Here is a 24,393-nt window from a genome sequence, read left to right on the forward strand (position 1 = left end):
TCAGGCGTTCAGGTCCCTGACGACGACGTCGTCGAGTTGTTTCACGATGTCGGCCAGGCTCTGTTTGTGCTCGTCGTCCTTGTCCCGGTACGCCTTGGCCGCGCCGCCGATCTTGTCCGAGGCCGACTCGAGGCCGTCCTCCATCTCCTTCAGCAGGTCCTTGAGGTCGTTCAGCATGTCGGAGTACTTCTGCTTCACGAACAGCCCGACGATGCCCCACGACTTGTCGCTGACGTCGGTCTCGCCGACCTGCTCGGTGACCTTCGCGACGGCCTCCTTGTTGCCCTTGAGGTCGCCCGAGTACTTCGTCAGCGCGGCGATGTCGACCGCGTACCCGTCCTTCGGCGCCATCACTGGTCCTCGTTGTCGTAGAGGTTGAGGTAGCCGCCGCCCTCAGGCCGCTGCTGGGACCGCGGCGGCGGGGGAGGGGTCTGCTGCTGGTCGCGGCGCAGGAAGTTCTCCTGCGAGAAGTCGTCGGGCTCGCGAGCGTCGCGCTGCGGCCGCGGGCGCGGTCCCGCCGCGGGCGGTGCGGGCGGCTGCGGGGGCATCGGCGGGCGGCCCGCGGGCGGGGGCGGCGGTGGCACGGCGGGCCGGCCGGCGGGCGGGGGCGGCGGCGTGTCCTGCTGCGCGAGGGTGGCCTTCAGCTCCTCCGGCGTGGTGCCGAACAGCTGGGCCTGCGTCTCCAGCACCTGGTCGGTGAGGTGCATGTCGTCGCCGATGGCCTCCTCGACGATCCCCGCCTGCCGCCGCGCGGCCTCGGCGACCGCCTGCCGGAGGGTGGTCATCAGCGTGGCGGACAGCGCCTGCGGCGACTGGCGCAGCGCGAGGTCGGTCAGCCGGATGTCCTTGATCGCCCCCGACGGGCCGGCGACCACGGTCACGGCCCGGTCGGGTGAGGTGGCGACCGCCTCCAGCGCCGCCAGCTCCTGCTGCATCTGCCCGATGCTCGCGAACTGGTCGTCGACGCGCTTGAGCTTCGCCTGGAACTGTTCGAACTGGGCGACGAGCTGGTCGAACTCGGCTGACACGAGGGGACCTCCCCGGTTTGGACGACTTGAGCGGCCCCATCCTGACCGAACGAGGACCGCCGGTGGGCCGAACGGCGCAATTGACCATAAAGGCCACTCGACCGGGCCATGCGGGCGGGAATGACCTGGGCCCGGGGCGCGTTGTAACCCACGCGGGTGGCCTGCGGCTCCCCGTGTCGAAGCGCCCACACCCGCGGGTGGATCGGCTAGGGTGGAACGACGAGCCCCCGCGCCCGTTCCCCGCGTCCCGAAGCCACCCCCGATGTGACCGGTCTCGGACGGGGCGGGTATCTTTGACGACTGTGCCCGGCACGTGCTGGGCCGCTCTGCGTGCCGTCAGGCCTCGTCAGGGTGTTCCGACACCCCGGCAGGCGCCGCGGTGAAGCGGAGCTCCGCGGAAATCCGAGGAAACGTTATCGGCCGCAAGGCCTAGACGCGGGCCGACACGCCCGACCTCGGGGGCCGGGGACGGAAGACGGAACAAGCAAGACGCGACAGAAAGCTGGTCCATTGCCCACGATCCAGCAGCTGGTCCGCAAGGGCCGCCAGGACAAGGCTGCCAAGCAGAAGACCGCGGCGCTCAAGGGGAGCCCGCAGCGGCGTGGCGTGTGCACCCGCGTGTACACCACCACCCCGAAGAAGCCGAACTCGGCGCTGCGCAAGGTCGCGCGTGTGAAGCTGACCAGCGGCATCGAGGTCACCGCCTACATTCCCGGCGAGGGCCACAACCTGCAGGAGCACTCGATGGTGCTCGTGCGTGGTGGTCGTGTGAAGGACCTCCCCGGCGTCCGCTACAAGATCATCCGCGGTTCCCTGGACACCCAGGGCGTGAAGAACCGCAAGCAGGCGCGCAGCCGGTACGGCGCGAAGAAGGAGAAGAGCTGATGCCCCGCAAGGGACCGGCCCCGAAGCGGCCGTTGATCTCCGACCCGGTCTACGGCTCCCCGCTGGTCACCCAGCTGGTGAACAAGGTGCTGACCGACGGGAAGCGGTCGCTGGCCGAGCGGATCGTGTACGGCGCGCTGGAAGGCGCCCGCGAGAAGACCGGCACCGACCCGGTCGTCACCCTCAAGCGCGCGCTCGACAACGTCAAGCCCGCGATCGAGGTGAAGAGCCGCCGCGTCGGTGGTGCCACCTACCAGGTGCCGATCGAGGTCAAGCCCGGCCGCTCGACCACCCTTGCGCTGCGCTGGATCGTCGCCTTCTCCCGGCAGCGTCGTGAGAAGACCATGATCGAGCGCCTGCAGAACGAGCTGCTCGACGCGAGCAACGGCCTCGGGGCCAGCGTGAAGCGCCGCGAGGACACCCACAAGATGGCCGAGTCCAACAAGGCGTTCGCCCACTACCGGTGGTGAACGCAGCCCGGCTGCCGACGAAAGCCTGGCCGGGCCCCACGCTTCTAGACAGGGGATTTGTGCAGTGGCACGCGAAGTGCTGACCGACCTGAACAAGGTCCGCAACATCGGCATCATGGCCCACATCGACGCCGGTAAGACCACCACCACCGAGCGGATCCTGTTCTACACCGGGATCAACTACAAGATCGGCGAGGTGCACGACGGCGCCGCGACGATGGACTGGATGGAGGAGGAGCAGAAGCGGGGTATCACCATCACCTCGGCTGCGACCACCACCTTCTGGAACGACTACCAGATCAACCTGATCGACACGCCCGGTCACGTCGACTTCACCGTCGAGGTGGAGCGCAACCTGCGCGTGCTCGACGGTGCCGTCGCGGTGTTCGACGGCAAGGAAGGTGTCGAGCCCCAGTCCGAGCAGGTCTGGCGCCAGGCCGACAAGTACGACGTCCCGCGCATCTGCTTCGTCAACAAGATGGACAAGCTGGGCGCGGACTTCTACTTCACCGTCCGCACCATCTCCGACCGCCTGGGTGTCCGGCCGCTGCCCATCCAGCTGCCGATCGGCGCCGAGAACGAGTTCGAGGGTGTCATCGACCTGGTCCGGATGAAGGCCCTGGTCTGGCGCGGTGAGGTCAAGAAGGGTGACGACTACACCGTCGAGGACATCCCGGCCGAGCTCGCCGACCGCGCCGCGGAGTACCGCGAGAAGCTGGTCGAGGCCGTCGCCGAGACCGACGACACGCTGATGGAGAAGTTCCTCGAGGGCGAGGAGCTGACGGAGGCCGAGATCAAGGCCGGTATCCGCAAGCTCGTCATCACCCGCGAGGCGTTCCCGGTGCTCGCCGGTTCCGCGTTCAAGAACAAGGGCGTGCAGCCCATGCTCGACGCGGTGATCGACTACCTGCCGTCGCCGCTGGACGTGCCGGACGTCGAGGGCACGCTGCCCGACGGCGAGACCCCGGCCTCCCGCAAGGCGTCGACCTCGGAGCCGTTCTCCGCGCTCGCGTTCAAGATCGCCGCGCACCCGTTCTTCGGCAAGCTCACCTACATCCGGGTCTACTCGGGCAAGGTTTCCGCGGGCGCCCAGGTCATCAACTCGACCAAGGAGCGCAAGGAGCGCATCGGGAAGATCTTCCAGATGCACTCCAACAAGGAAAACCCGATGGACGAGGCCCAGGCCGGCCACATCTACGCGGTCATCGGCCTCAAGGACACCACCACGGGTGACACCTTGAGCGACCCGCAGCACCCCATCGTGCTCGAGTCGATGACCTTCCCGGAGCCGGTCATCAAGGTGGCCATCGAGCCGAAGACGAAGGCCGACCAGGAGAAGCTCTCCAACGCGATCCAGAAGCTCGCCGAGGAGGACCCGACCTTCCGGGTCAGCCAGGACGAGGAGACCGGCCAGACGATCATCGAGGGTATGGGCGAGCTGCACCTCGAGGTGCTGGTGAACCGCATGAAGTCCGACTACAAGGTCGAGGCGAACATCGGTAAGCCGCAGGTCGCCTACCGCGAGACGATCCGCAACGCGGTCGAGAAGTACGAGTACACGCACAAGAAGCAGACCGGTGGCTCCGGTCAGTTCGCGAAGGTGATCATCGCGCTGGAGCCGCTCGCGACTACGGACGGTGCTCTCTACGAGTTCGACAACAAGGTCACGGGTGGCCGCATCCCCCGGGAGTACATCCCCTCGGTGGACGCGGGTGCCCAGGACGCCATGCAGTACGGCGTGCTGGCCGGATACCCGCTCGTCGGGTTGAAGGTGACCCTGTTGGACGGTGCGTACCACGAGGTCGACTCTTCGGAAATGGCCTTCAAGATCGCCGGTTCGATGGCGCTCAAGGAGGCCGCGAGGAAGGCCCACCCGGTACTGCTGGAGCCGATGATGGCGGTCGAGGTGACCACGCCCGAGGACTACATGGGTGACGTCATCGGTGACCTCAACTCCCGCCGTGGCCAGATCCAGGCCATGGAGGAGCGGGCGGGCACCCGCGTCGTGAAGGCGCTGGTTCCGCTCTCGGAGATGTTCGGGTATGTCGGTGACCTGCGGTCTCGCACCCAGGGTCGCGCGAACTACACGATGACCTTCGACTCCTACGCCGAGGTTCCGGCGAACGTCGCGAAGGAGATCATCGCGAAGGCGACGGGGGAGTAATCCCTTAAGCACCCAACGCGGGCGCCGTCGGGGGACTCCCCTAAGGTCCGCACAACGAACCAGATCGAGTCGCTGTCCGACTAAGCCACGTCGGCCGGTGAGCAAGCAACAGTCCAGGAGGACATTCCAGTGGCGAAGGCGAAGTTCGAGCGGAGCAAGCCGCACGTCAACATCGGAACCATCGGTCACGTCGACCACGGGAAGACCACTCTGACCGCGGCGATCACCAAGGTTCTGCACGACAAGTACCCGGACCTGAACGAGTCCCGGGCGTTCGACCAGATCGACAACGCGCCGGAAGAGAAGCAGCGCGGTATCACGATCAACATCTCGCACGTCGAGTACCAGACCGAGAAGCGCCACTACGCGCACGTGGACGCCCCCGGTCACGCGGACTACATCAAGAACATGATCACCGGTGCCGCCCAGATGGACGGCGCGATCCTGGTGGTCGCCGCGACCGACGGCCCGATGCCGCAGACCCGTGAGCACGTGCTGCTCGCCCGCCAGGTCGGTGTGCCCTACATCGTCGTGGCGCTGAACAAGGCCGACATGGTCGACGACGAGGAGATCCTCGAGCTCGTCGAGCTGGAGGTCCGCGAGCTGCTGTCCTCGCAGGAGTTCCCCGGCGACGACGCCCCCGTGGTCAAGGTCTCCGGCCTCAAGGCCCTCGAGGGTGACCCGAAGTGGGCGGAGTCGGTCCTGGAGCTCATGCAGGCCGTCGACGACAACGTGCCGGACCCGGTGCGTGACCTCGACAAGCCCTTCCTGATGCCGATCGAGGACGTCTTCACCATCACCGGCCGCGGCACCGTCGTGACCGGTCGTGTGGAGCGCGGCCAGATCAACGTCAACGAAGAGGTCGAGATCGTCGGCATCAAGGAGAAGTCGCAGAAGACGACTGTCACCGGTGTCGAGATGTTCCGCAAGCTGCTCGACTCGGGCCAGGCCGGTGACAACGTCGGCCTGCTGCTGCGTGGCATCAAGCGTGAGGACGTCGAGCGCGGCCAGGTCGTCGTGAAGCCCGGCACCACGACTCCGCACACGGAGTTCGAGGGTTCGGTCTACATCCTGTCCAAGGACGAGGGTGGCCGTCACACGCCGTTCTTCAACAACTACCGCCCGCAGTTCTACTTCCGCACCACCGACGTGACCGGCGTCGTGACCCTCCCCGAGGGCACCGAGATGGTCATGCCGGGCGACAACACCGAGATCAAGGTGCAGCTGATCCAGCCGGTCGCCATGGACGAGGGTCTGCGGTTCGCCATCCGTGAGGGTGGCCGGACCGTCGGCGCGGGCCAGGTCACCAAGATCATCAAGTGATTCCCTCCCGGCCCCGGGGCGCTTATAGCACCCCGGGGCCGGGTTGCGAAATCACGTGTGCGACACTATTCGGGTTGCTCGTCGCAGGGCGGCCGATTCTCGTTGAGGATCCGGCCGCCCTTGCGTGAGCGGCCTGGGGCCGGCTAGCCCGGCGAAGACTCAGACCAACCGGCACGACAACTCTTCCTACGGGATCAGTCTGCGTTCGGCAGGGCGACACGCCCGACCGCGTGGACCGGGCGAAAGCCAGTTGACGTGCGGAAATAGCGGCACAAGACGGTAAGGACGAGCTGCAACCATGGCGGGACAGAAGATCCGCATCAGGCTCAAGGCCTATGACCACGAGGCGATCGACGCCAGCGCGCGCAAGATCGTGGAGACGGTGACGCGCACCGGAGCCTCGGTCGTCGGACCTGTGCCGCTGCCCACCGAGAAGAACGTTTACTGCGTCATCCGCTCGCCGCACAAGTACAAGGACTCGCGCGAGCACTTCGAGATGCGCACGCACAAGCGTCTGATCGACATCCTCGACCCGACGCCGAAGACGGTCGACGCGCTCATGCGCATCGACCTGCCGGCGAGCGTCGACGTCAACATCCAGTAAGCGTTGGGCGAGCGGCGGAGATAAGAGACTCATGTCTGACAGGGAAGTGAAGGGCATCCTGGGCACCAAGCTCGGCATGACCCAGGTCTTCGGCGAGGACAACCGGATCATCCCGGTGACCGTCGTGCAGGCCGGGCCGAATGTCGTCACCCAGGTGCGCACCAAGGACAACGACGGCTACGAGGCCGTGCAGCTGGCGTTCGGCGCCATCGACCCGCGCAAGGTCAACAAGCCGCGCACCGGGCACTTCGACAAGGCCGGCGTGACCCCGCGCCGCCACCTCGTCGAGCTGCGCACGGCCGACGCCGGCAGCTACGAGGTCGGCCAGGAGATCACCGCCGAGGTGTTCTCCGCCGGTTCGCGCGTCGACGTCACCGGCACCAGCAAGGGCAAGGGCTACGCCGGTGTCATGAAGCGCCACGGCTTCAAGGGCCAGGGCGCGAGCCACGGTAACCAGGCCAAGCACCGCGCGCCGGGCTCGATCGGTGGCTGCGCCACCCCGGGCCGCGTGTTCAAGGGGCTGCGCATGGCCGGCCGGATGGGTGGCGTCCGCACCACGACGCAGGGCCTGACCGTGCACGACGTGCGCGCCGAGGACGGCCTGCTGCTCATCAAGGGTGCCGTTCCCGGCCCCAAGGGCAGCCTCGTGTTCGTCAAGACCGCCGCGAAGGGTGGTGCGACCGCATGACCGCGACGATCGAGCTGAAGACCCCCGAGGGCAGCGCTCAGGGCACCGTCGAGCTCCCCGCGGAGATCTTCGACGTGCAGGCCAACGTGCCGCTGATGCACCAGGTCGTGGTGGCCCAGCAGGCCGCCGCCCGCCAGGGCACGCACGACACCAAGACCCGCGGTGAGGTCTCCGGTGGCGGCAAGAAGCCGTACCGGCAGAAGGGCACCGGCCGCGCCCGCCAGGGTTCGACCCGTGCGCCGCAGTTCGCCGGTGGTGGCACCGTCCACGGCCCCACGCCGCGCGACTACGCCCAGCGCACCCCGAAGAAGATGAAGGCCGCCGCCCTGCGTGGCGCCCTCTCCGACCGGGCGCGCGCGGGCCAGGTGCACGTGGTGACCGAGCTGGTGACCGGCGAGAAGCCGTCCACCAAGGCGGCGCTGAAGACGCTGGCCGCGGTGACGCAGGCCAAGCGCATCCTCGTGGTGCTGCACCGCGGCGACGACGTGGCGTGGCTGTCGGCCCGCAACCTGCCGAACGTGCACCTGCTCTGGTTCGACCAGCTGAACACGTACGACGTGCTGGTCAACGACGACGTGGTGTTCACGAAGGCCGCGTACGACGCCTTCGTCGAGGGCCCCGCGAAGGGCAAGTCCGTCAAGGCGTCCGCGACGTCGAGCGAGCTGGAAGGGAGTGACCAGTGAGCAGCGTGGCGATTCCCGACCCGCGTGACATCCTGCTCGCGCCGGTGATCTCCGAGAAGTCCTACGGGCTGCTCGAGGACCACAAGTACACGTTCATCGTCCGGCCGGACGCCAACAAGACCCAGATCAAGATCGCGGTCGAGCAGGTCTTCGGCGTCAAGGTGGTCAGCGTGAACACGCTGAACCGGACCGGCAAGCGCAAGCGGACCCGCACTGGCTTTGGCAAGCGCAAGGACACCAAGCGCGCCATCGTGACGCTGTCCGCCGAGAGCAAGCCGATCGAGATCTTCGGCGGACCCGCCGCGTAAGGGACGGAAGCTGTCATGGGTATTCGTAAGTACAAGCCGACGACCCCGGGCCGTCGTGGCTCGAGCGTCTCGGACTTCGCCGAGATCACCCGGTCGACCCCGGAGAAGTCGCTGCTGCGCCCGCTGAGCAAGAGCGGTGGCCGCAACGCCTCCGGCAAGATCACCACCCGGCACAAGGGCGGCGGTCACAAGCGTGCGTACCGGCTGATCGACTTCCGGCGCAACGACAAGGACGGCATCCCGGCCAAGGTCGCGCACATCGAGTACGACCCGAACCGGTCCGCCCGCATCGCGCTACTGCACTACGTCGACGGCGAGAAGCGCTACATCATCGCCCCCGACAAGCTCCGCCAGGGCGACACGGTGGAGTCCGGCCCGCGTGCCGACATCAAGCCGGGCAACAACCTGCCGCTGCGCAACATCCCGGTCGGCACCGTGGTGCACGCGATCGAGCTCCGTCCCGGTGGCGGCGCGAAGATCGCCCGCTCCGCCGGTGCCCGCGTGCAGCTCGTCGCCAAGGACGGCCCGTACGCCCAGCTGCGGATGCCCTCGGGCGAAATCCGCAACGTGGACGTGCGCAACCGCGCCACCGTCGGCGAGGTCGGCAACTCCGAGCACCAGAACATCAACTGGGGCAAGGCGGGCCGCAACCGCTGGCGTGGCAAGCGCCCGACCGTCCGTGGTGTCGTGATGAACCCGGTCGACCACCCGCACGGTGGTGGTGAGGGCAAGACGTCCGGTGGTCGCCACCCGGTGAACCCGAACGGCAAGCCCGAGGGCCGCACGCGTCGCCGCAAGCCGTCCGACCAACTGATCGTCCGCCGCCGGCGTACCGGCAAGAAGCGCTGAGCAGGGAGGTAGAAGCACATGCCGCGCAGCCTGAAGAAGGGCCCGTTCGTGGACGACCACCTGCTCAAGAAGGTGGACGCGCTCAACGAGTCCGGTAAGAAGACGGTGATCAAGACGTGGTCCCGCCGGTCCACGATCATCCCCGACATGCTGGGGCACACGATCGCCGTGCACGACGGCCGCAAGCACGTCCCGGTGTTCGTCACCGAGGCGATGGTGGGTCACAAGCTGGGCGAGTTCGCCCCGACGCGGACCTTCAAGGGCCACATCAAGGACGACCGCAAGTCGCGCCGCCGCTGAGCGCGCACCGAGAAGAGGAACTAACGAATGAGTGCCCAGACTGACGCTACGGCCGAGGCTTTGCCGACGGCTTACGCGCGGGCTCGCTTCGTCCGGGACTCGCCGATGAAGGTGCGCCGGGTGATCGAGCTGATCAAGGGTCGCAACGCCCAGGAGGCGCTGGCGATCCTGCGGTTCGCCCCGCAGGCGGCGAGCCAGCCGGTGGCGAAGGTGCTCGCGAGCGCCATCGCCAACGCGGAGAACAACCTGGACCTGGACCCCGAGACGCTGTGGGTGAAGAACGCCTACGCCGACGAGGGCCCGACGCTCAAGCGCATCCGCCCGCGGGCCCAGGGCCGCGCGTACCGGATCCGCAAGCGGACCAGCCACATCACGGTCGAGGTCGAGTCCCGGCCTGAGAAGAAGAGCGGTAAGAAGAAGGGTGGCCGGTAGTGGGCCAGAAGATCAACCCGCACGGCTTCCGGCTCGGGATCACCACGGACTGGAAGTCCCGCTGGTACGCCGACAAGCAGTACGCGGAGTACGTGGCCGAGGACGTCAAGATCCGCAAGCTGCTGTCCACCGGCATGGAGCGCGCCGGCATCTCCAAGGTCGAGATCGAGCGCACCCGTGACCGCGTCCGCGTCGACATCCACACCGCCCGGCCCGGCATCGTCATCGGCCGCCGCGGCGCGGAGGCCGACCGGATCCGCGGCGCGCTGGAGAAGCTGACCGGCAAGCAGGTCCAGCTGAACATCCTCGAGGTCAAGAACCCCGAGGCCGACGCCCAGCTCGTCGCGCAGAGCGTCGCGGAGCAGCTGTCCAACCGCGTGGCGTTCCGCCGTGCGATGCGGAAGGCGATCCAGACCTCGATGCGCTCGCCGCAGGTCAAGGGCATCCGCGTGCAGTGCGGTGGCCGCCTCGGCGGTGCCGAGATGTCGCGCTCGGAGCACTACCGCGACGGCCGCGTGCCGCTGCACACGCTGCGTGCCGACATCGACTACGGCTTCTTCGAGGCCCGCACCACCTTCGGCCGCATCGGCGTCAAGGTGTGGATCTACAAGGGCGACATCGTCGGTGGCCTGAAGGCCAAGAACGAGCGGGACGCCGCCGCGGCCGCCGAGCGCGCGCCGCGTCGCGACCGTCCGTCCCGTCCGCGCCGCTCCGGCGCGTCGGGCACCACGCCGACCTCCACCGAGGCCGGCCGGGCCGCGGCTCAGGAGCGCAGCGGTGGCGCCAAGACTGACATGGACGTCGCGACCAGCGAGGCCCCTGCGCAGGGCAAGCCGGACGCGGCCGAGAAGACGGAGGGCTGAGGCGTGCTCGTCCCACGCAAGGTCAAGCACCGCAAGCAGCACCACCCGAAGCGCACCGGTGCCGCCAGTGGCGGCACGAAGGTGACCTTCGGCGAGTACGGCATTCAGGCGCTTGAACCCGCTTACGTGACCAACCGGCAGATCGAGTCCGCTCGTATCGCCATGACCCGGCACATCAAGCGTGGCGGCAAGATCTGGATCAACATCTTCCCGGACCGCCCGCTGACCAAGAAGCCCGCCGAAACCCGCATGGGTTCCGGTAAGGGTTCGCCGGAGTGGTGGGTCGCCAACGTCAAGCCGGGCCGCGTCATGTTCGAGATGAGCTTCCCGAACGAGGCGACCGCCCGCGAGGCGCTCCGCCGCGCGATCCACAAGCTGCCGATGAAGTGCCGAATCGTGACCCGTGAAGGTGGTGAGTTCTGATGGCGAAAGCCGGAGTCGCTCCCTCGGAGCTGCGTGAGCTCACCAACGAGGAGCTGGTGCTGCGTCTGAAGGAGGCCAAGGAGGAGCTGTTCAACCTCCGCTTCCAGATGGCCACCGGGCAGCTGGACAACAACCGTCGGCTGCGCACCGTGCGCACCGACATCGCGCGGATCTACACGATCATGCGCGAGCGGGAGCTGGGCCTGTCGGTCGCTCCCGACGGTGAGAACGAGGAAGGTGCGGCATGAGCGAGACCGAACAGCTCGCGGCGCAGCCGGTGCAGAAGCGGGACTCGGGTCGTAACTACCGCAAGGTTCGCGAGGGTTACGTCGTCTCGGACAAGATGGACAAGACCATCGTGGTCGAGCTCGAGGACCGCAAGAAGCACCCGAAGTACCCGAAGGTCGTCCGCACCACCAGCAAGGTGAAGGCGCACGACGAGGAGAACAGCGCCGGCATCGGCGACCGCGTGATTCTCATGGAGACCCGCCCGCTGTCGGCCACCAAGCGGTGGCGGCTCGTGCGGATCGTGGAGAAGGCCAAGTAAGTAGGGGTTCGCGCCCCTATCCGTTCCGCCAGGCTCGCGCGAGCGAGAACCGGCGAGACATACAGGAGTTGACGTGATCCAGCAGGAGTCGCGGCTGCGAGTCGCCGACAACACGGGTGCCAAGGAGATCCTCTGCATCCGCGTGCTCGGTGGATCGGGGCGGCGCTACGCGGGCATCGGCGACATCATCGTCGCCACCGTTAAGGACGCCATCCCGGCTGCCGGGGTGAAGAAGGGTGACGTGGTCAAGGCCGTCGTCGTCCGCACGGTGAAGGAGCGGCGTCGCCCGGACGGCTCCTACATCCGGTTCGACGAGAACGCCGCGGTGCTCATCAAGAACGACAACGAGCCGCGGGGTACCCGCATCTTCGGCCCGGTCGGCCGTGAGCTGCGCGACCGCAAGTTCATGAAGATCATCTCGCTGGCTCCGGAGGTGCTCTGACATGAAGGTCAAGAAGGGTGACACGGTCGTCGTCATCTCGGGCAAGGACAAGGGCGCCAAGGGCAAGGTCATCCAGGCCTACCCGGACCGCCAGCGCGTGCTGGTCGAGGGCGTGAACCGGATCAAGAAGCACACCCGGATCACCCAGACCCAGCGCGGCGCCCAGTCCGGCGGCATCGTCACGCAGGAAGCGCCCATCCACGTCTCGAACGTGATGGTCGTGGACTCGGACGGCAAGCCGACCCGGGTGGGCTACCGCATCGGCGAGGACGGCAAGAAGGTTCGCATCTCGCGCCGGACCGGTAAGGACATCTGATGACGACCGCAGAGAAGATCCAGCCGCGGTTGAAGACCCGCTACCGCGAGCAGATCAAGAACGAGCTCCAGCAGGAGTTCACCTACGCCAACGTGCACCAGATCCCGGGCGTGGTGAAGGTCGTCGTCAACATGGGTGTCGGCGACGCCGCGCGGGACAGCAAGCTCATCGAGGGCGCCGTCCGCGACCTGACGCTCATCACCGGGCAGAAGCCCGAGGTGCGCAGGGCGCGCAAGTCCATCGCGCAGTTCAAGCTGCGCGAGGGTCAGCCGATCGGCGCCCGCGTGACGCTGCGCGGTGACCGCATGTGGGAGTTCCTGGACCGGCTGCTGAGCATCGCGCTGCCGCGCATCCGGGACTTCCGCGGGCTTTCGCCCAAGCAGTTCGACGGCAACGGCAACTACACGTTCGGTCTCAACGAGCAGTCGATGTTCCACGAGATCGACCCCGACTCCATCGACCGCCCCCGCGGCATGGACGTCACCGTTGTCACCACCGCTACCACCGATGACGAGGGCCGCGCGCTGCTCCGCAAGCTCGGCTTCCCGTTCAAGGAGGCGTAAGCCATGGCCAAGAAGGCTCTCATCGCCAAGGCCGCGCGCAAGCCGAAGTTCAAGGTGCGCGCCTACACCCGCTGCAACCGCTGCGGCCGGCCGCACTCGGTCTTCCGCAAGTTCGGCCTGTGCCGGGTGTGCCTGCGCGAGATGGCGCACGCGGGCGAACTGCCGGGCGTGTCCAAGTCCAGCTGGTAATACCGGAATCAGGCTCCCACTTCGCCACAGGCCCTCGCGATCGTCGGGGGAACCAGGCGAGAAAGGTTGACAGGTCACCATGACGATGACCGACCCCATCGCAGACTTCTTGACTCGTCTGCGCAACGCCAACTCGGCGTACCACGACGAGGTCGTGCTGCCCCACTCGAAGCTCAAGCAGAACATCGCGGAGATCCTCAAGCGCGAGGGTTACATCGCGGGTTACCGCTCCGAGCCGGGTGAGAAGCACAAGAACCTCGTCGTCGAACTGAAGTACGGCCGCAACCGCGAGCGCAGCATCGCGGGTCTGCGCCGTGTGTCGAAGCCTGGTTTGCGGGTGTACGCCAAGTCGACCGAGCTGCCCAGCGTGCTCGGCGGCCTCGGCATCGCGATCATCTCGACGTCGGGCGGTCTCCAGACCGACCGGCAGGCCAAGCGCAACGGAGTGGGCGGGGAAGTCCTCGCCTACGTCTGGTGAGGAAGGGAGTTCAGGCATGTCGCGTATCGGAAAGCTGCCGATTCCCGTCCCGGCCGGGGTCGAGGTGACCATCGACGGCCAGACCATCTCGGTCAAGGGCCCCAAGGGCACGCTGTCGCACACCATCGCCGAGCCGATCACCGTCGAGCGCGGTGAGGACGGCGTCCTGCAGGTCAAGCGCCCCGACGACGAGCGGGAGAGCAAGGCGCTGCACGGTCTCACCCGGACCCTGGTGAACAACCTGGTGGTCGGCGTGACCGAGGGCTACGAGAAGAAGCTCGAAATCCACGGCGTCGGTTACCGCGTGCAGGCCAAGGGCAAGGACCTCGAGTTCGCCCTCGGCTACAGCCACCCGGTGCTGATCGAGGCCCCGGACGGCATCACCTTCAAGGTGGAGACCCCGACCCGGTTCTCGGTGTCCGGCATCGACAAGCAGAAGGTCGGCCAGACGGCCGCGGTGATCCGTCGCCTGCGTCGCCCTGACCCGTACAAGGGCAAGGGGCTGCGTTACGAGGGTGAGCGCATCCGTCGCAAGGTCGGAAAGACGGGTAAGTGATCATGAGCGAAACTGCTACGAAGCGGAAGCCGATCGGCAAGGACGTGTCGACCCGGCGCCGCGTCGCGAAGACGCGCCGTCACTTCCGGCTCCGCAAGAAGATCAGCGGCACCGCGCAGCGCCCGCGGATGTCGGTGAAGCGGTCCTCCCGGCACATCTACGTCCAGGTGATCGACGACCTGACGGGCCACACGCTGGCCGCGGCGTCCACCATGGAGGCGGACGTGCGCGCGCTGGAGGGCGACAAGAAGGCCAAGGCCGCCAAGGTCGGCGAGCTGGTGGCCGCCCGCGCCAAGAACGCGGGCATCTCGGGTGTCGTCTTCGACCACGGTGGCAACGGCTACCACGGTCGCATCGCGGCGCTCGCCGACGCCGCCCGCGAGGGTGGGTTGGAGTTCTAGTGATGCACAACCTCGAGAACGGAAGGAACGCCTGATGCCGGGACGTACACGGCAATTCGGCGGCGGACAGGGCGGACCGGGTGGCCAGGGCGGCAACGACCGCGGCGACCGTCGTGACCGCAGGGACCGCCGCGACGGTGGCCGTGGCGGGGCCGGCCAGGAGAAGACCCCGCACCTCGAAAAGGTCGTGACGATCAACCGCGTCGCCAAGGTCGTCAAGGGTGGTCGTCGCTTCAGCTTCACCGCTCTCGTCGTCGTCGGTGACGGTGACGGCCAGGTCGGCGTCGGCTACGGCAAGGCCAAGGAGGTGCCCGCGGCGATCGCCAAGGGTGTCGAGGAGGCGAAGAAGAACTTCTTCCGCGTGCCTCGGATCGCCGGCACCATCCCGCACCCGGTCCAGGGTGAGGACGCCGCCGGTGTGGTCCTGCTCCGCCCCGCCAGCTCCGGTACCGGTGTCATCGCCGGTGGCCCGGTGCGTGCGGTGCTGGAGTGCGCGGGTGTGCACGACGTGCTGTCGAAGTCCCTGGGCTCCGACAACGCGATCAACATCGTGCACGCGACCGTGGCGGCGCTGAAGGCCCTGCAGCGTCCGGAGGAGGTGGCGGCCCGCCGTGGCCTGCCGCTCGAGGACGTGGCGCCGGCTCGCATGCTCCGCCAGCGCGCGGGACAGGGGGTCTGACATGGCTCAGCTGAAGGTCACCCAGGTCAAGAGCAAGATCGGCACCAAGCGGAACCACCGGGACTCGCTGCGGACCCTCGGTCTGCGCAAGATCCGGCAGTCCGTGGTGCGGGAGGACACTCCTGAGGTGCGTGGCCTGATCCACACGGTCCGCCACCTCGTGAGCGTCGAGGAGGTCCAGTCATGACCGCCATCAAGATCCACCACCTCCGGCCGGCTCCTGGCGCCAAGCGCGACAAGATCCGCGTCGGCCGTGGTGAGGGCTCGAAGGGCAAGACCGCGGGCCGCGGTACCAAGGGCACCAAGGCCCGGAAGAACGTGCCCGCCGGGTTCGAGGGTGGGCAGATGCCCATCCACATGCGGCTGCCGAAGCTGCGTGGCTTCAAGAACCGGTTCCGCACGGAGTACCAGCCGGTGAACGTGGGCGACATCGCCCGCGTGTTCACCGACGGTGGCAGCGTGTCGAAGGAGGACCTGGCCGCCCGCGGTCTCGTCCGCAAGGGCAAGCTGGTGAAGGTGCTGGGCAACGGCGACGTCAGCGTCAAGCTGGACGTCACCGCCGACGCCTTCTCCAACTCGGCCAAGGAGAAGCTCGAAGCCGCGGGTGGTTCCGCCACCACGGCCTGACGCTTTCCCCCAGGAACGGCCCGCCGGATCACCGGCGGGCCGTTTCGCCGTTTTCGTGACCTCAGCCTGTCACCATCGACGGATGGCGGCTGGGGAGCTGGAACAGCCCGGCTGGGACCGGCGACGGCTGCTGGGCGCCCTGCTGTGCCTGGTCGCCTCGGTCGCGGCCTTCACCGCGCCGTTCCTCACGCTCTACTCGTCCGGGGTGCTGTCGGTCACCGGCTGGGGCGCGGAGCCCTCCTCCACCGGGGTGGCCCGCAACGGTTTCCCCCTCGCCGTCGCGGGCGCTCTGCTGGCCGTGGCGGCCCTGTTCGCCGTCGTCGCGGCTCCCCGCCCGGCTCCCGCCGTCGTGCGCTGGGCCGCCGTGCTCGCCGCCGCTGTCGCCGCGGCCTTCCTGGCCGGGGTGCTGGTCACCGCCGCCGCGCAGACCGTGCGGGCGACGCCGGGGCCGGGGTTCTGGCTCGTGCTGGCGGCGGCCGTGCTGGCACTCGCGGGGACCGTACTGGCCGCTCTGCCCGCCGAAGGTCGGGTAAAGGCCACCTGACGTGTAGCGCCACCCTGCGTGGCTGTTAGAGTCGGCAGCACGCTGCGGGACAAGTCTGTCCTGGAGCGCTCCTGGCTTGCCCAGGAGGTTGTGTTCCCGCCGGCCCCGTGCCGGCCAAGCCGATCGCCGGCGACAAGCGCCGGCGACGCCGAGGAGGTCCCCCGCGTGCTCAGCGCCTTCCGCTCGGCTCTCGCCACGCCGGACCTGCGCAAGAAGATCCTGTTCACGCTGTTGATCGTGGCCGTCTACCGGATCGGTGCGGTCACTCCGGCGCCCGGGGTCTCCTACCCGAACGTGCAGACGTGCGGTGCGCAGGCCGACTCATCGGGCATCTACTCGCTGCTGAACCTGTTCAGCGGCGGTGCGCTCCTGCAGCTGTCGATCTTCTCGACCGGCATCATGCCGTACATCACCGCGAGCATCATCATCCAGCTGCTCACGGTGGTGATCCCGCGGTTCGAGGAGCTGAAGAAGGAAGGCCAGTCCGGCCAGAACAAGCTGACGCAGTACACCCGGTACCTGACGATCGCGCTGGCGATCCTGCAGGCGACCGGTGTGGTGGCGCTCGCCGACCGCGGTCAGCTGTTCCCGAACTGCACCGAGTCGATCATCCCGGACAACAGCATCTTCTCGCTGGCGATCATCGTCATCACCATGACCGCCGGTACCGCCGTGATGATGTGGCTGGGCGAGCTGATCACCGAGCGCGGCGTCGGCAACGGCATGTCCGTGCTGATCTTCCTGAACATCGCGGCCCGCATCCCCGCCGAGGGCATGAACATCCTGAACAGCCAGGGTGGCCTCGTGTTCGCGCTGGTGTGCGTGTTCGGCCTCGTCATCATCGCGAGCGTCATCTTCGTCGAGCAGGGCCAGCGCCGGATCCCCGTGCAGTACGCCAAGCGCATGATCGGCAGGCGGATGTACGGCGGGACGTCGACCTACCTGCCGATCAAGGTCAACCAGGCCGGTGTCATCCCGGTCATCTTCGCCTCTTCGCTGCTGTACCTGCCCGACCTCATCAGCCGGCTCATCGGCAACCCCACGAGCGCGTCGGGCTGGCAGGTTTTCCTGCAGAACTACGTGGTCAACCAGGGCAGCTGGGTGCACATCCTGCTGTACTTCGCCCTGATCATCTTCTTCACGTACTTCTACATCACGATCACGTTCAACGTGGACGAGCGTGCGGAGGAGATGAAGAAGTTCGGCGGCTTCATCCCGGGCATCCGCCCGGGCAGGCCGACGGCCGAGTACCTGAGCTTCGTGCTGGGCCGGATCACCCTGCCGGGGTCGATCTACCTCGGCATCATCGCGATCCTGCCGAACTTCTTCCTGTCGATGACCCAGCAGGGGAACAACCAGAGCTTCCCGTTCGGGGGGACGGCTGTGCTGATCATGGTCGGTGTCGGTCTCGACACCGTCAAGCAGATCGAAAGCCAGCTGATGCAGCGTAACTACGAAGGGTTCTTGCGATGACTCGCCTGGTTCTTGTCGGTCCCCCAGGAGCGGGGAAGGGTACCCAGGCGACGGCGCTCTCGCAGAAGCTCTCCGTGCCGCACATCTCGACGGGTGAGCTGTTCCGCGCCCACGTCTCCGAGCGCACCCCGCTCGGCGAGGAGGCCAAGCGCTACCTGGACTCGGGCGAGCTGGTGCCGGACAAGGTGACCAACGAGATGGTGCGTGAGCGCCTCGCCGAGGCCGACACGAAGGCCGGTTTCCTGCTCGACGGTTTCCCGCGCAACACCAAGCAGGCCGAGGTGCTGGGCGAGCTGCTCGCCGAGTCGGACCAGGCGCTCGACGCGGTCATCCAGCTCGAGGTGCCCGAGGACGTCGTCGTGGCCCGGCTGCTGTCGCGCGGCCGCACGGACGACACCGAGGAGGTCATCCGGCGGCGCCAGCAGGTGTACCTGTCGGAGACGGCTCCGCTGCTGGAGTACTACGCGGACATCCTGATCAAGGTCGACGGCGTCGGCGACGTCGACGAGGTCTCGGGCCGCGTGCTCGCGGCGTTGCGCGAGCGGCAGTGAGCCGGGAAGCGGTCGGATTTTGAGGTTGCGGAAGCGCAGCTCGATCGAGCTGAAGAGCCCCGGTGAGCTGCAGGCGATGCGTGCCGCCGGGCTCGTCGTGCGGCGCTCGCTGGGGCTGCTGGCGGAGGCCGCGAAGCCGGGTGTGAGCACGGGTGAGCTCGACGAGCTGGCCGAGCAGACGATCCGGGAGGCCGGGGCGGTGCCCTCGTTCAAGGGCTACCACGGCTTCCCGGGCTCGATCTGCGCGTCGGTGAACGAGCAGATCGTCCACGGCATCCCCTCGCCGCAGACGGTGCTCGCCGATGGCGACCTCATCTCGATCGACTGCGGCGCGATCCTCGACGGCTGGCACGGCGACTCGGCCGTGACGCTGGCCATCGGCGAGGTCTCGGAGGCCGACCGCAAGCTGTCGGCGGCCACCGAGGCCGCCATGTGGGCCGGGATCAAGGCGGCCGTGGCCGGCGCGAAGCTGACCGACATCTCGTTCGCGGTGCAGAGCGCCGCCGACGCCGCCTCGGTGGCCGACGGGGTGTCCTACGGGCAGATCGTGGAGTACGGCGGGCACGGCATCGGCCGTGAGATGCACATGGACCCGTTCCTGCCCAACGTCGGCAAGCCGGGCAAGGGCCCGCGGCTGGAGGTCGGCATGGCGCTGGCCATCGAGCCCATGCTGACCGGCGGCACCAGCGAGACCGTCGAGCTGGAGGACGGCTGGACGGTCGTCACCGCCGACGGTTCGCGCGCCGCCCACTGGGAGCACACGGTCGCCATCACCGGCGACGGCCCCTGGGTGCTGACCGGCCCCGAAGAGGCCTGACCGACCGCGCCGGCGGCCTCGAGTGGCCGCCTGGTGGCGAGACGCTTAACACACCTCCCCCCGCCTCGCACGACGCGACACGGGGTGCGTACACTGTCTAGTCGGCGTACTCATCACGCCGGGTCCAGCGTGCTCGTGAAACTTTTTGCGGCTTTGGAGTCGGGGTGGCGTGTGTGCCGGCACCACCAAGGCAGGCATTCGGTGCTCAACCAATATCACGAAACGCGGAGGACATGGCTAAGAAAGACGGGGCCATCGAGGTCGAGGGTCGCGTGGTCGAGCCACTCCCCAACGCGATGTTTCGAGTCGAGTTGGAGAACGGCCACAAGGTCCTGGCGCACATCAGCGGCAAGATGCGGCAGCACTACATCCGCATCCTGCCGGAGGACCGGGTCGTCGTGGAGCTTTCGCCCTACGACTTGTCCCGTGGTCGCATCGTCTACCGCTACAAGTGATGACGGTGAGCAACGCATAAGGAAGCAGGAGACGTGAAGGTTCAGCCGAGCGTCAAGAAGATCTGCGACAAGTGCAAGGTGATCCGCCGCCACGGCCGGATCATGGTGATCTGCGAGAACCTGCGGCACAAGCAGCGTCAGGGCTGATCGCGCGCACTCCGCGCAGGGCGGATTGACAGCGAGATAACCCTCCCCGCGCCTGCGGGACCGCGGACAGCGGTTCCGCCCACCCCCGGATTCCAGGCCGGGGCCGGGACACCAGCCGCGCAAGCGGGTGGCACGACAGCGAGTCGGTCCCGGAACCGGGCGGGGAGAAACCTGGAGCGGAAGAAACCACTGAAGGAGCACCAGCCGACATGGCACGACTCGCCGGCGTAGACCTCCCCCGCGAAAAGCGGTTGGAGATCGCGCTGACCTACATCTACGGGATCGGCCGTACCCGGTCCAAGGAGCTGATCGCGGCCGCGGCCCTGAACCCGGACACCCGGGTGCGGGACCTGACCGACGACGACCTCGTCAAGCTCCGCGACTACATCGAAGAGAACTACAAGGTCGAGGGTGACCTCCGCCGCGAGGTGAACGCCGACATCCGGCGCAAGATCGAGATCGGCACCTACCAGGGTCTGCGGTGGCGCCGCGGGCTGCCGGTCCGCGGTCAGCGGACCAAGACCAACGCCCGTACCCGCAAGGGCCCGAAGAAGACGGTCGCCGGCAAGAAGAAGGCTGGCAAGAAGTGAGCGTCCAGGGCAGGAAGGTCGTGCGGATGGGCGGTCAGCGCCTGGTCCGCACGTCGTGCGTGTCGCCGAAGGCTCTCTACGCCCGTCCGATGGCCCTCCGCCAGCTGTACACCGACGCCGGTTCGCTGATCCGGCGCGGCCAGCAGGAGGCCCGCATCGCCGCCGCCGCGGCTGCCGCCGAGCAGCCCGAAAACTCGCGCTAAGAGGAGAAACACCCCCACATGCCACCGAAGTCTCGTACCGCCGGGGCCAAGAAGGTCCGGCGGAAGGAAAAGAAGAACGTCGCGCACGGTCACGCGCACATCAAGAGCACGTTCAACAACACCATCGTGTCGATCACCGACCCGACCGGCGCCGTGATCTCGTGGGCGTCGTCCGGGCACGTCGGGTTCAAGGGCTCCCGCAAGTCCACCCCGTTCGCCGCCCAGATGGCCGCCGAGAACGCCGCCCGCAAGGCCGCCGAGCACGGCATGAAGAAGGTCGACGTGTTCGTCAAGGGCCCGGGCTCCGGCCGTGAGACGGCGATCCGCTCGCTGCAGGCCGCCGGGCTCGAGGTCGGCACCATCCAGGACGTGACCCCGCAGCCCCACAACGGCTGCCGCCCGCCCAAGCGGCGCCGGGTCTGAGGAACGGGGAGGAGTAAGAACACATGGCTCGCTACACCGGCCCCGCGACTCGTATCTCGCGGCGTCTCAAGGTCGACCTCATCGGCGGCGACCAGGCTTTCGAGCGTCGCCCCTACCCGCCCGGCCAGCACGGCCGCGGCCGGGTCAAGGAGTCCGAGTACCTGCTCCAGCTGCAGGAGAAGCAGAAGGCTCGCCACACCTACGGCATCCTCGAGCGGCAGTTCAGCCGCTACTACAAGGAGGCTGCGCGCCGTCAGGGCAAGACCGGTGAGAACCTGCTGCAGATCCTCGAGTCCCGGCTGGACAACGTGATCTACCGCGCCGGCATCGCCCGCACGCGCCGTCAGGCGCGCCAGCTGGTCAGCCACGGGCACTTCCTGGTCAACGGCCAGAAGGTGAACATCCCCAGCTACCAGGTGGAGAAGTGGGACATCATCGATGTCCGGCCGAAGTCGCTGCAGATGCTGCCCTTCGTGGCCGCCAAGGAGGAGTTCGGGCAGCGCCCCGTCCCCGCCTGGCTGCAGGTCGTGCCGTCCAACCTCCGTGTCCTGGTGCACCAGCTCCCCGAGCGGGCCCAGATCGAGGTTCCGGTGCAGGAACAGCTGATCGTCGAGTTCTACTCGAAGTGATCGACGGCGGGGGCCGCATCCCGGCGGCCCCCGCTTCGCCACCCCTTTCGGCGTCATATGGCGGGCGCCGGCAGGAAAGGAAACCCAGAAAGTGCTGATTTCACAGCGACCGGCCCTCGGCGAGGAGCCGATCAACGAGACCCGGTCCCGGTTCACCATCGAGCCGCTGGAGCCGGGCTTCGGCTACACCCTCGGCAACTCGCTGCGGCGCACGCTGCTGTCGTCCATCCCGGGCGCGGCGGTCACCAGCATCCGCATCGACGGGGTGCTGCACGAGTTCACCACCGTCCCCGGGGTGAAGGAAGACGTCACCGACATCATCCTGAACCTCAAGGAGCTCGTCGTCTCCTCCGAGGAGGACGAGCCGGTCACCATGTACCTGCGCAAGCAGGGCCCTGGTGAGGTCACCGCGGCCGACATCGTGCCGCCGGCCGGTGTCACCGTGCACAACCCCGATCTGCACATCGCCTCGCTGAACGGCAAGGGCAAGCTGGAGATCGAGCTGGTCGTCGAGCGCGGCCGCGGCTACGTGCCCGCCCTGCAGAACAAGCAGGCGGGTGCGGAGATCGGCCGGATCCCGGTCGACTCGATCTACTCGCCGGTCCTCAAGGTCACCTACAAGGTCGAGGCGACCCGTGTCGAGCAGCGCACCGACTTCGACAAGCTGATCCTGGACGTGGAGACCAAGCCGTCGATCACGCCCCGGGACGCCGTCGCTTCGGCGGGCAAGACGCTGGTGGAGCTGTTCGGTCTCGCCCGCGAGCTGAACGTCGACGCGGAGGGCATCGAGATCGGCCCGTCGCCGCAGGAGGCGGACACCATCGCCGCCTACGCGATGCCGATCGAGGACCTGGACCTGACCGTCCGGTCGTACAACTGCCTCAAGCGCGAGGGCATCCACACGGTGGGCGAGCTGGTTTCGCGCAGCGAGGCCGACCTGCTGGACATCCGCAACTTCGGCGCCAAGTCGATCGACGAGGTCAAGCTGAAGCTGGTCGGTCTGGGCCTGTCCCTCAAGGACAGCCCGCCCGGGTTCGACCCGACCGCTGCCGCCGCCAGCTACGACGGTGAGGGCTGGTCCTCGCCCGAGGGTGTCGACGGCATTTCCGACGCTGGCCACGACGACGGCCAGGACTACGCAGAGACGGAGCAGCTGTAGGCGGTTGACGGCTGGTCCACTGTGGACCAGCCGCCGTCGTCAGCTGTGAAGCTGAACGAGGAGAAGCAATGCCCACCCCCACGAAGGGCCCCCGTCTCGGTGGATCGCCGGCCCACGAGCGGCTGATTCTGGCGAACCTGGCCACGTCGCTCTTCGAGCACGGCAAGATCACCACCACCGAGGCCAAGGCTCGCCGGGTCCGTCCGCTCGCCGAGAAGCTGATCACCAAGGCGAAGCGCGGCGACCTGCACAACCGGCGCCAGATCCAGCGGGTCATCCGCGACAAGGATGTGGTGCACAAGCTGATCGCCGAGATCGGCCCGTTCTTCGAGGACCGTCCGGGCGGCTACGTCCGGATCACCAAGACGATCCCGCGCAAGGGCGACAACGCCCCGATGGCGGTCATCGAACTGGTGTCGGAGAAGACGGTGACGTCGGAGGCCGAGCGCGCCCGCAAGAGCCGCTTCGCCAAGGACGAGGCCAAGACCGAGGCTCCCGCCGAGACCACGGACGCCGCCGAGGTCGCCGACCAGGACGCCGAGGCCCCGGCTTCGGCGACCAAGGAGGCCACCGCGGAGCCCGCCGAGGGCGCGGCGGAGGAGACCCCGCAGGCCGAGGCGAAGTCCGAGGAGGCTGCCGAGGAGTCCGCGGACGAGTCCAAGAAGGACGAGTCCTGACGACCGGATCCCCGCGACGCGACGAGCCCGCTTTCCCCACCGGGGAGGGCGGGCTCGTTCGTCTGCGCCTGGACGTCAGCTACGACGGCACGGACTTCTCCGGCTGGGCGCGGCAGCCAGGCCGCCGCACCGTACAGGGGCTGCTGGAAGACGCGCTGGCGAAGCAGCCGCCGGGTGCGGAGGTGCCGCGTTCGGTCGTGGTTGCCGGGCGGACGGACGCGGGGGTGCACGCCACGGGTCAGGTCGTGCACGTCGACGTCGTCCCGTTGCGCGGGCCGTCCGGGCGGCTGCCGGTGGACGAGCACGGGATCCCGGACCTGGAGCGGATGTGCCACCGCTGGAACCGGTACCTGCCGGGTGACGTCCGGGTGCTGTCCGCGCGCGTGGCGCCTGCCGGGTTCGACGCGCGCTTCTCGGCGGTGCGCAGGCACTACCGTTACCGGGTCTCAGACGCTCGTTGGGGCGTGGATCCGTTGCTGCGGCGGGACACACTGGCCTGGGGGCGTCCGCTGTCCGTGACGGCGCTGAACGAGGCGTCAGAGGCTTTGCTGGGGCTGCGGGACTTCGCGTCGTTCTGCAAGTTCCGCGAGGGCAGCACGACGATCCGGGAGCTGCAGCAGTTCGCGTGGCAGCGGCTCGACGCGCACCTCATCGAAGCCCGCGTGTCCGCGGACGCGTTCTGCCACTCGATGGTCCGCAGCCTGGTCGGTGCCCTGCTGCTGGTCGGCGACGGCCGTCGCCCCATCGGCTGGCCCGCCGAGGTGCTGCGCAGCAAGACGCGGGACAGCGCCGTCGCCCCGGCACACGGCCTCACGCTGATCGGCGTGGACTACCCGCCGGACGACGAGCTGGCGGCGCGAGCCGAGCAGACCCGCGCCCTCCGCCAGCCCACGGAAGCTTCCTAGCC

40 protein-coding genes are annotated in these 24,393 nt (G+C 68.0%); 38 read left to right on the forward strand and 2 right to left on the reverse strand.

Features of this window, described 5'->3' with window-relative positions:
- A complete protein-coding gene (locus ABFX51_RS03210) occupies positions 1 to 351 on the reverse strand; it encodes a hypothetical protein (RefSeq protein ID WP_091505036.1) in 351 nt (116 codons plus the stop codon).
- Positions 351 to 1,028 (reverse strand): YbaB/EbfC family nucleoid-associated protein, encoded by a 678-nt coding sequence (locus ABFX51_RS03215; protein ID WP_346051956.1) that lies wholly within the window; start codon positions 1,026 to 1,028, stop codon positions 351 to 353. Before ABFX51_RS03215 ends, ABFX51_RS03210 begins: the two co-directional genes overlap by 1 nt.
- 510 nt (positions 1,029 to 1,538) lie before the next feature.
- On the opposite strand from ABFX51_RS03215, the gene rpsL reads away from it, so the two are divergent.
- From rpsL to truA, 38 genes are all read left to right on the forward strand, one after another.
- Complete coding sequence (gene rpsL / locus ABFX51_RS03220; protein ID WP_003102113.1) at positions 1,539 to 1,913, forward strand: 30S ribosomal protein S12; 375 nt, start codon at positions 1,539 to 1,541, stop codon at positions 1,911 to 1,913.
- Positions 1,913 to 2,383 (forward strand): 30S ribosomal protein S7, encoded by a 471-nt coding sequence (rpsG, locus tag ABFX51_RS03225; RefSeq protein WP_091505034.1) that lies wholly within the window; start codon positions 1,913 to 1,915, stop codon positions 2,381 to 2,383. Before rpsL ends, rpsG begins: the two co-directional genes overlap by 1 nt.
- A 64-nt stretch (positions 2,384 to 2,447) precedes the next feature.
- Positions 2,448 to 4,547, forward strand: coding sequence for an elongation factor G (fusA, locus tag ABFX51_RS03230; protein WP_091505033.1), 2,100 nt, complete (start codon positions 2,448 to 2,450; stop codon positions 4,545 to 4,547).
- A 129-nt stretch (positions 4,548 to 4,676) separates the two neighbouring features.
- On the forward strand, positions 4,677 to 5,870 hold the full coding sequence (tuf, locus tag ABFX51_RS03235; protein WP_091505032.1) for an elongation factor Tu: 1,194 nt from the start codon (positions 4,677 to 4,679) through the stop codon (positions 5,868 to 5,870).
- Between the two features lie 298 nt (positions 5,871 to 6,168).
- Positions 6,169 to 6,474, forward strand: a complete 306-nt coding sequence (rpsJ, locus tag ABFX51_RS03240) for a 30S ribosomal protein S10 (RefSeq protein WP_003883485.1) — start codon at positions 6,169 to 6,171, stop codon at positions 6,472 to 6,474.
- 31 nt (positions 6,475 to 6,505) lie between these two features.
- Positions 6,506 to 7,162, forward strand: a complete 657-nt coding sequence (rplC, locus tag ABFX51_RS03245) for a 50S ribosomal protein L3 (RefSeq protein ID WP_091505031.1) — start codon at positions 6,506 to 6,508, stop codon at positions 7,160 to 7,162.
- Positions 7,159 to 7,845 (forward strand): 50S ribosomal protein L4, encoded by a 687-nt coding sequence (gene rplD, locus ABFX51_RS03250; protein WP_091505030.1) that lies wholly within the window; start codon positions 7,159 to 7,161, stop codon positions 7,843 to 7,845. The genes rplC and rplD overlap by 4 nt, the downstream gene beginning before the upstream one ends.
- A complete protein-coding gene (rplW, locus tag ABFX51_RS03255; protein ID WP_091505029.1) occupies positions 7,842 to 8,153 on the forward strand; it encodes a 50S ribosomal protein L23 in 312 nt (103 codons plus the stop codon). Before rplD ends, rplW begins: the two co-directional genes overlap by 4 nt.
- Before the next feature lie 15 nt (positions 8,154 to 8,168).
- Positions 8,169 to 9,002 (forward strand): 50S ribosomal protein L2, encoded by an 834-nt coding sequence (gene rplB / locus ABFX51_RS03260; protein WP_091505028.1) that lies wholly within the window; start codon positions 8,169 to 8,171, stop codon positions 9,000 to 9,002.
- A gap of 18 nt (positions 9,003 to 9,020) precedes the next feature.
- Entirely contained in the window at positions 9,021 to 9,302 is a 282-nt protein-coding gene (rpsS, locus tag ABFX51_RS03265; protein ID WP_027940998.1) for a 30S ribosomal protein S19, read from the forward strand.
- Between the two features lie 27 nt (positions 9,303 to 9,329).
- The gene (gene rplV / locus ABFX51_RS03270) at positions 9,330 to 9,734 is read left to right on the forward strand and encodes a 50S ribosomal protein L22 (protein ID WP_091505027.1); all 405 of its coding nucleotides are present in this window, start codon (positions 9,330 to 9,332) and stop codon (positions 9,732 to 9,734) included.
- Positions 9,734 to 10,597 (forward strand): 30S ribosomal protein S3, encoded by an 864-nt coding sequence (gene rpsC / locus ABFX51_RS03275; RefSeq protein WP_091505026.1) that lies wholly within the window; start codon positions 9,734 to 9,736, stop codon positions 10,595 to 10,597. Before rplV ends, rpsC begins: the two co-directional genes overlap by 1 nt.
- Before the next feature lie 3 nt (positions 10,598 to 10,600).
- Positions 10,601 to 11,020, forward strand: coding sequence for a 50S ribosomal protein L16 (rplP, locus tag ABFX51_RS03280; RefSeq protein ID WP_091505025.1), 420 nt, complete (start codon positions 10,601 to 10,603; stop codon positions 11,018 to 11,020).
- On the forward strand, positions 11,020 to 11,268 hold the full coding sequence (rpmC, locus tag ABFX51_RS03285; protein WP_091505024.1) for a 50S ribosomal protein L29: 249 nt from the start codon (positions 11,020 to 11,022) through the stop codon (positions 11,266 to 11,268). The genes rplP and rpmC overlap by 1 nt, the downstream gene beginning before the upstream one ends.
- Positions 11,265 to 11,567 (forward strand): 30S ribosomal protein S17, encoded by a 303-nt coding sequence (gene rpsQ / locus ABFX51_RS03290; protein ID WP_091505023.1) that lies wholly within the window; start codon positions 11,265 to 11,267, stop codon positions 11,565 to 11,567. Before rpmC ends, rpsQ begins: the two co-directional genes overlap by 4 nt.
- Before the next feature lie 73 nt (positions 11,568 to 11,640).
- Positions 11,641 to 12,009, forward strand: a complete 369-nt coding sequence (gene rplN, locus ABFX51_RS03295) for a 50S ribosomal protein L14 (protein ID WP_091505022.1) — start codon at positions 11,641 to 11,643, stop codon at positions 12,007 to 12,009.
- Between the two features lies 1 nt (position 12,010).
- Positions 12,011 to 12,325: a 50S ribosomal protein L24 gene (gene rplX / locus ABFX51_RS03300; protein ID WP_091505021.1), complete on the forward strand. Its 315-nt coding sequence runs from the start codon at positions 12,011 to 12,013 to the stop codon at positions 12,323 to 12,325.
- On the forward strand, positions 12,325 to 12,888 hold the full coding sequence (gene rplE / locus ABFX51_RS03305) for a 50S ribosomal protein L5 (RefSeq protein ID WP_091505020.1): 564 nt from the start codon (positions 12,325 to 12,327) through the stop codon (positions 12,886 to 12,888). The genes rplX and rplE overlap by 1 nt, the downstream gene beginning before the upstream one ends.
- Before the next feature lie 3 nt (positions 12,889 to 12,891).
- Entirely contained in the window at positions 12,892 to 13,077 is a 186-nt protein-coding gene (locus ABFX51_RS03310) for a type Z 30S ribosomal protein S14 (RefSeq protein ID WP_091505019.1), read from the forward strand.
- Between the two features lie 79 nt (positions 13,078 to 13,156).
- Complete coding sequence (gene rpsH, locus ABFX51_RS03315; RefSeq protein ID WP_091505018.1) at positions 13,157 to 13,555, forward strand: 30S ribosomal protein S8; 399 nt, start codon at positions 13,157 to 13,159, stop codon at positions 13,553 to 13,555.
- Positions 13,556 to 13,571: 16 nt separating this feature from the next.
- A complete protein-coding gene (gene rplF, locus ABFX51_RS03320) occupies positions 13,572 to 14,111 on the forward strand; it encodes a 50S ribosomal protein L6 (protein ID WP_091505017.1) in 540 nt (179 codons plus the stop codon).
- A gap of 2 nt (positions 14,112 to 14,113) precedes the next feature.
- Positions 14,114 to 14,512 (forward strand): 50S ribosomal protein L18, encoded by a 399-nt coding sequence (rplR, locus tag ABFX51_RS03325; RefSeq protein WP_091505211.1) that lies wholly within the window; start codon positions 14,114 to 14,116, stop codon positions 14,510 to 14,512.
- A gap of 34 nt (positions 14,513 to 14,546) precedes the next feature.
- The gene (gene rpsE, locus ABFX51_RS03330; RefSeq protein ID WP_091505016.1) at positions 14,547 to 15,191 is read left to right on the forward strand and encodes a 30S ribosomal protein S5; all 645 of its coding nucleotides are present in this window, start codon (positions 14,547 to 14,549) and stop codon (positions 15,189 to 15,191) included.
- A gap of 1 nt (position 15,192) precedes the next feature.
- Positions 15,193 to 15,378: a 50S ribosomal protein L30 gene (gene rpmD / locus ABFX51_RS03335; protein ID WP_091505015.1), complete on the forward strand. Its 186-nt coding sequence runs from the start codon at positions 15,193 to 15,195 to the stop codon at positions 15,376 to 15,378.
- Complete coding sequence (gene rplO, locus ABFX51_RS03340) at positions 15,375 to 15,818, forward strand: 50S ribosomal protein L15 (RefSeq protein WP_091505014.1); 444 nt, start codon at positions 15,375 to 15,377, stop codon at positions 15,816 to 15,818. Before rpmD ends, rplO begins: the two co-directional genes overlap by 4 nt.
- A gap of 82 nt (positions 15,819 to 15,900) precedes the next feature.
- On the forward strand, positions 15,901 to 16,362 hold the full coding sequence (locus ABFX51_RS03345) for a hypothetical protein (RefSeq protein WP_091505013.1): 462 nt from the start codon (positions 15,901 to 15,903) through the stop codon (positions 16,360 to 16,362).
- A 165-nt stretch (positions 16,363 to 16,527) separates the two neighbouring features.
- Entirely contained in the window at positions 16,528 to 17,835 is a 1,308-nt protein-coding gene (gene secY / locus ABFX51_RS03350; RefSeq protein WP_091505012.1) for a preprotein translocase subunit SecY, read from the forward strand.
- Positions 17,832 to 18,386: an adenylate kinase gene (locus ABFX51_RS03355; protein WP_091505011.1), complete on the forward strand. Its 555-nt coding sequence runs from the start codon at positions 17,832 to 17,834 to the stop codon at positions 18,384 to 18,386. Before secY ends, ABFX51_RS03355 begins: the two co-directional genes overlap by 4 nt.
- A gap of 25 nt (positions 18,387 to 18,411) precedes the next feature.
- Positions 18,412 to 19,203 (forward strand): type I methionyl aminopeptidase, encoded by a 792-nt coding sequence (gene map, locus ABFX51_RS03360; protein WP_281245151.1) that lies wholly within the window; start codon positions 18,412 to 18,414, stop codon positions 19,201 to 19,203.
- Positions 19,204 to 19,436: 233 nt separating this feature from the next.
- On the forward strand, positions 19,437 to 19,658 hold the full coding sequence (gene infA, locus ABFX51_RS03365) for a translation initiation factor IF-1 (RefSeq protein WP_004558881.1): 222 nt from the start codon (positions 19,437 to 19,439) through the stop codon (positions 19,656 to 19,658).
- Between the two features lie 33 nt (positions 19,659 to 19,691).
- Positions 19,692 to 19,805 carry a 50S ribosomal protein L36 gene (gene rpmJ, locus ABFX51_RS03370; RefSeq protein ID WP_004558882.1) on the forward strand — a complete coding sequence of 38 codons (114 nt, stop codon included), beginning with the start codon at positions 19,692 to 19,694 and terminating at the stop codon, positions 19,803 to 19,805.
- A 209-nt stretch (positions 19,806 to 20,014) separates the two neighbouring features.
- Complete coding sequence (gene rpsM, locus ABFX51_RS03375; RefSeq protein WP_091505009.1) at positions 20,015 to 20,395, forward strand: 30S ribosomal protein S13; 381 nt, start codon at positions 20,015 to 20,017, stop codon at positions 20,393 to 20,395.
- A complete protein-coding gene (locus ABFX51_RS03380) occupies positions 20,392 to 20,598 on the forward strand; it encodes a hypothetical protein (RefSeq protein WP_091505008.1) in 207 nt (68 codons plus the stop codon). Before rpsM ends, ABFX51_RS03380 begins: the two co-directional genes overlap by 4 nt.
- Before the next feature lie 18 nt (positions 20,599 to 20,616).
- Positions 20,617 to 21,021, forward strand: a complete 405-nt coding sequence (rpsK, locus tag ABFX51_RS03385; protein ID WP_091505007.1) for a 30S ribosomal protein S11 — start codon at positions 20,617 to 20,619, stop codon at positions 21,019 to 21,021.
- A 23-nt stretch (positions 21,022 to 21,044) separates the two neighbouring features.
- Complete coding sequence (rpsD, locus tag ABFX51_RS03390; RefSeq protein WP_091505006.1) at positions 21,045 to 21,650, forward strand: 30S ribosomal protein S4; 606 nt, start codon at positions 21,045 to 21,047, stop codon at positions 21,648 to 21,650.
- Between the two features lie 91 nt (positions 21,651 to 21,741).
- On the forward strand, positions 21,742 to 22,809 hold the full coding sequence (locus ABFX51_RS03395) for a DNA-directed RNA polymerase subunit alpha (RefSeq protein WP_091505005.1): 1,068 nt from the start codon (positions 21,742 to 21,744) through the stop codon (positions 22,807 to 22,809).
- 68 nt (positions 22,810 to 22,877) lie between these two features.
- Positions 22,878 to 23,486: a 50S ribosomal protein L17 gene (gene rplQ / locus ABFX51_RS03400; RefSeq protein ID WP_091505004.1), complete on the forward strand. Its 609-nt coding sequence runs from the start codon at positions 22,878 to 22,880 to the stop codon at positions 23,484 to 23,486.
- 68 nt (positions 23,487 to 23,554) lie between these two features.
- Complete coding sequence (gene truA, locus ABFX51_RS03405) at positions 23,555 to 24,391, forward strand: tRNA pseudouridine(38-40) synthase TruA (RefSeq protein ID WP_091505003.1); 837 nt, start codon at positions 23,555 to 23,557, stop codon at positions 24,389 to 24,391.
- The last annotated feature ends 2 nt before the right edge of the window (positions 24,392 to 24,393 follow it).

Origin of the sequence: Amycolatopsis dongchuanensis, assembly GCF_039542405.1 — a bacterium.
In the GTDB taxonomy this organism is placed as follows: Bacteria; Actinomycetota; Actinomycetes; order Mycobacteriales; family Pseudonocardiaceae; genus Amycolatopsis_E; species Amycolatopsis_E sacchari.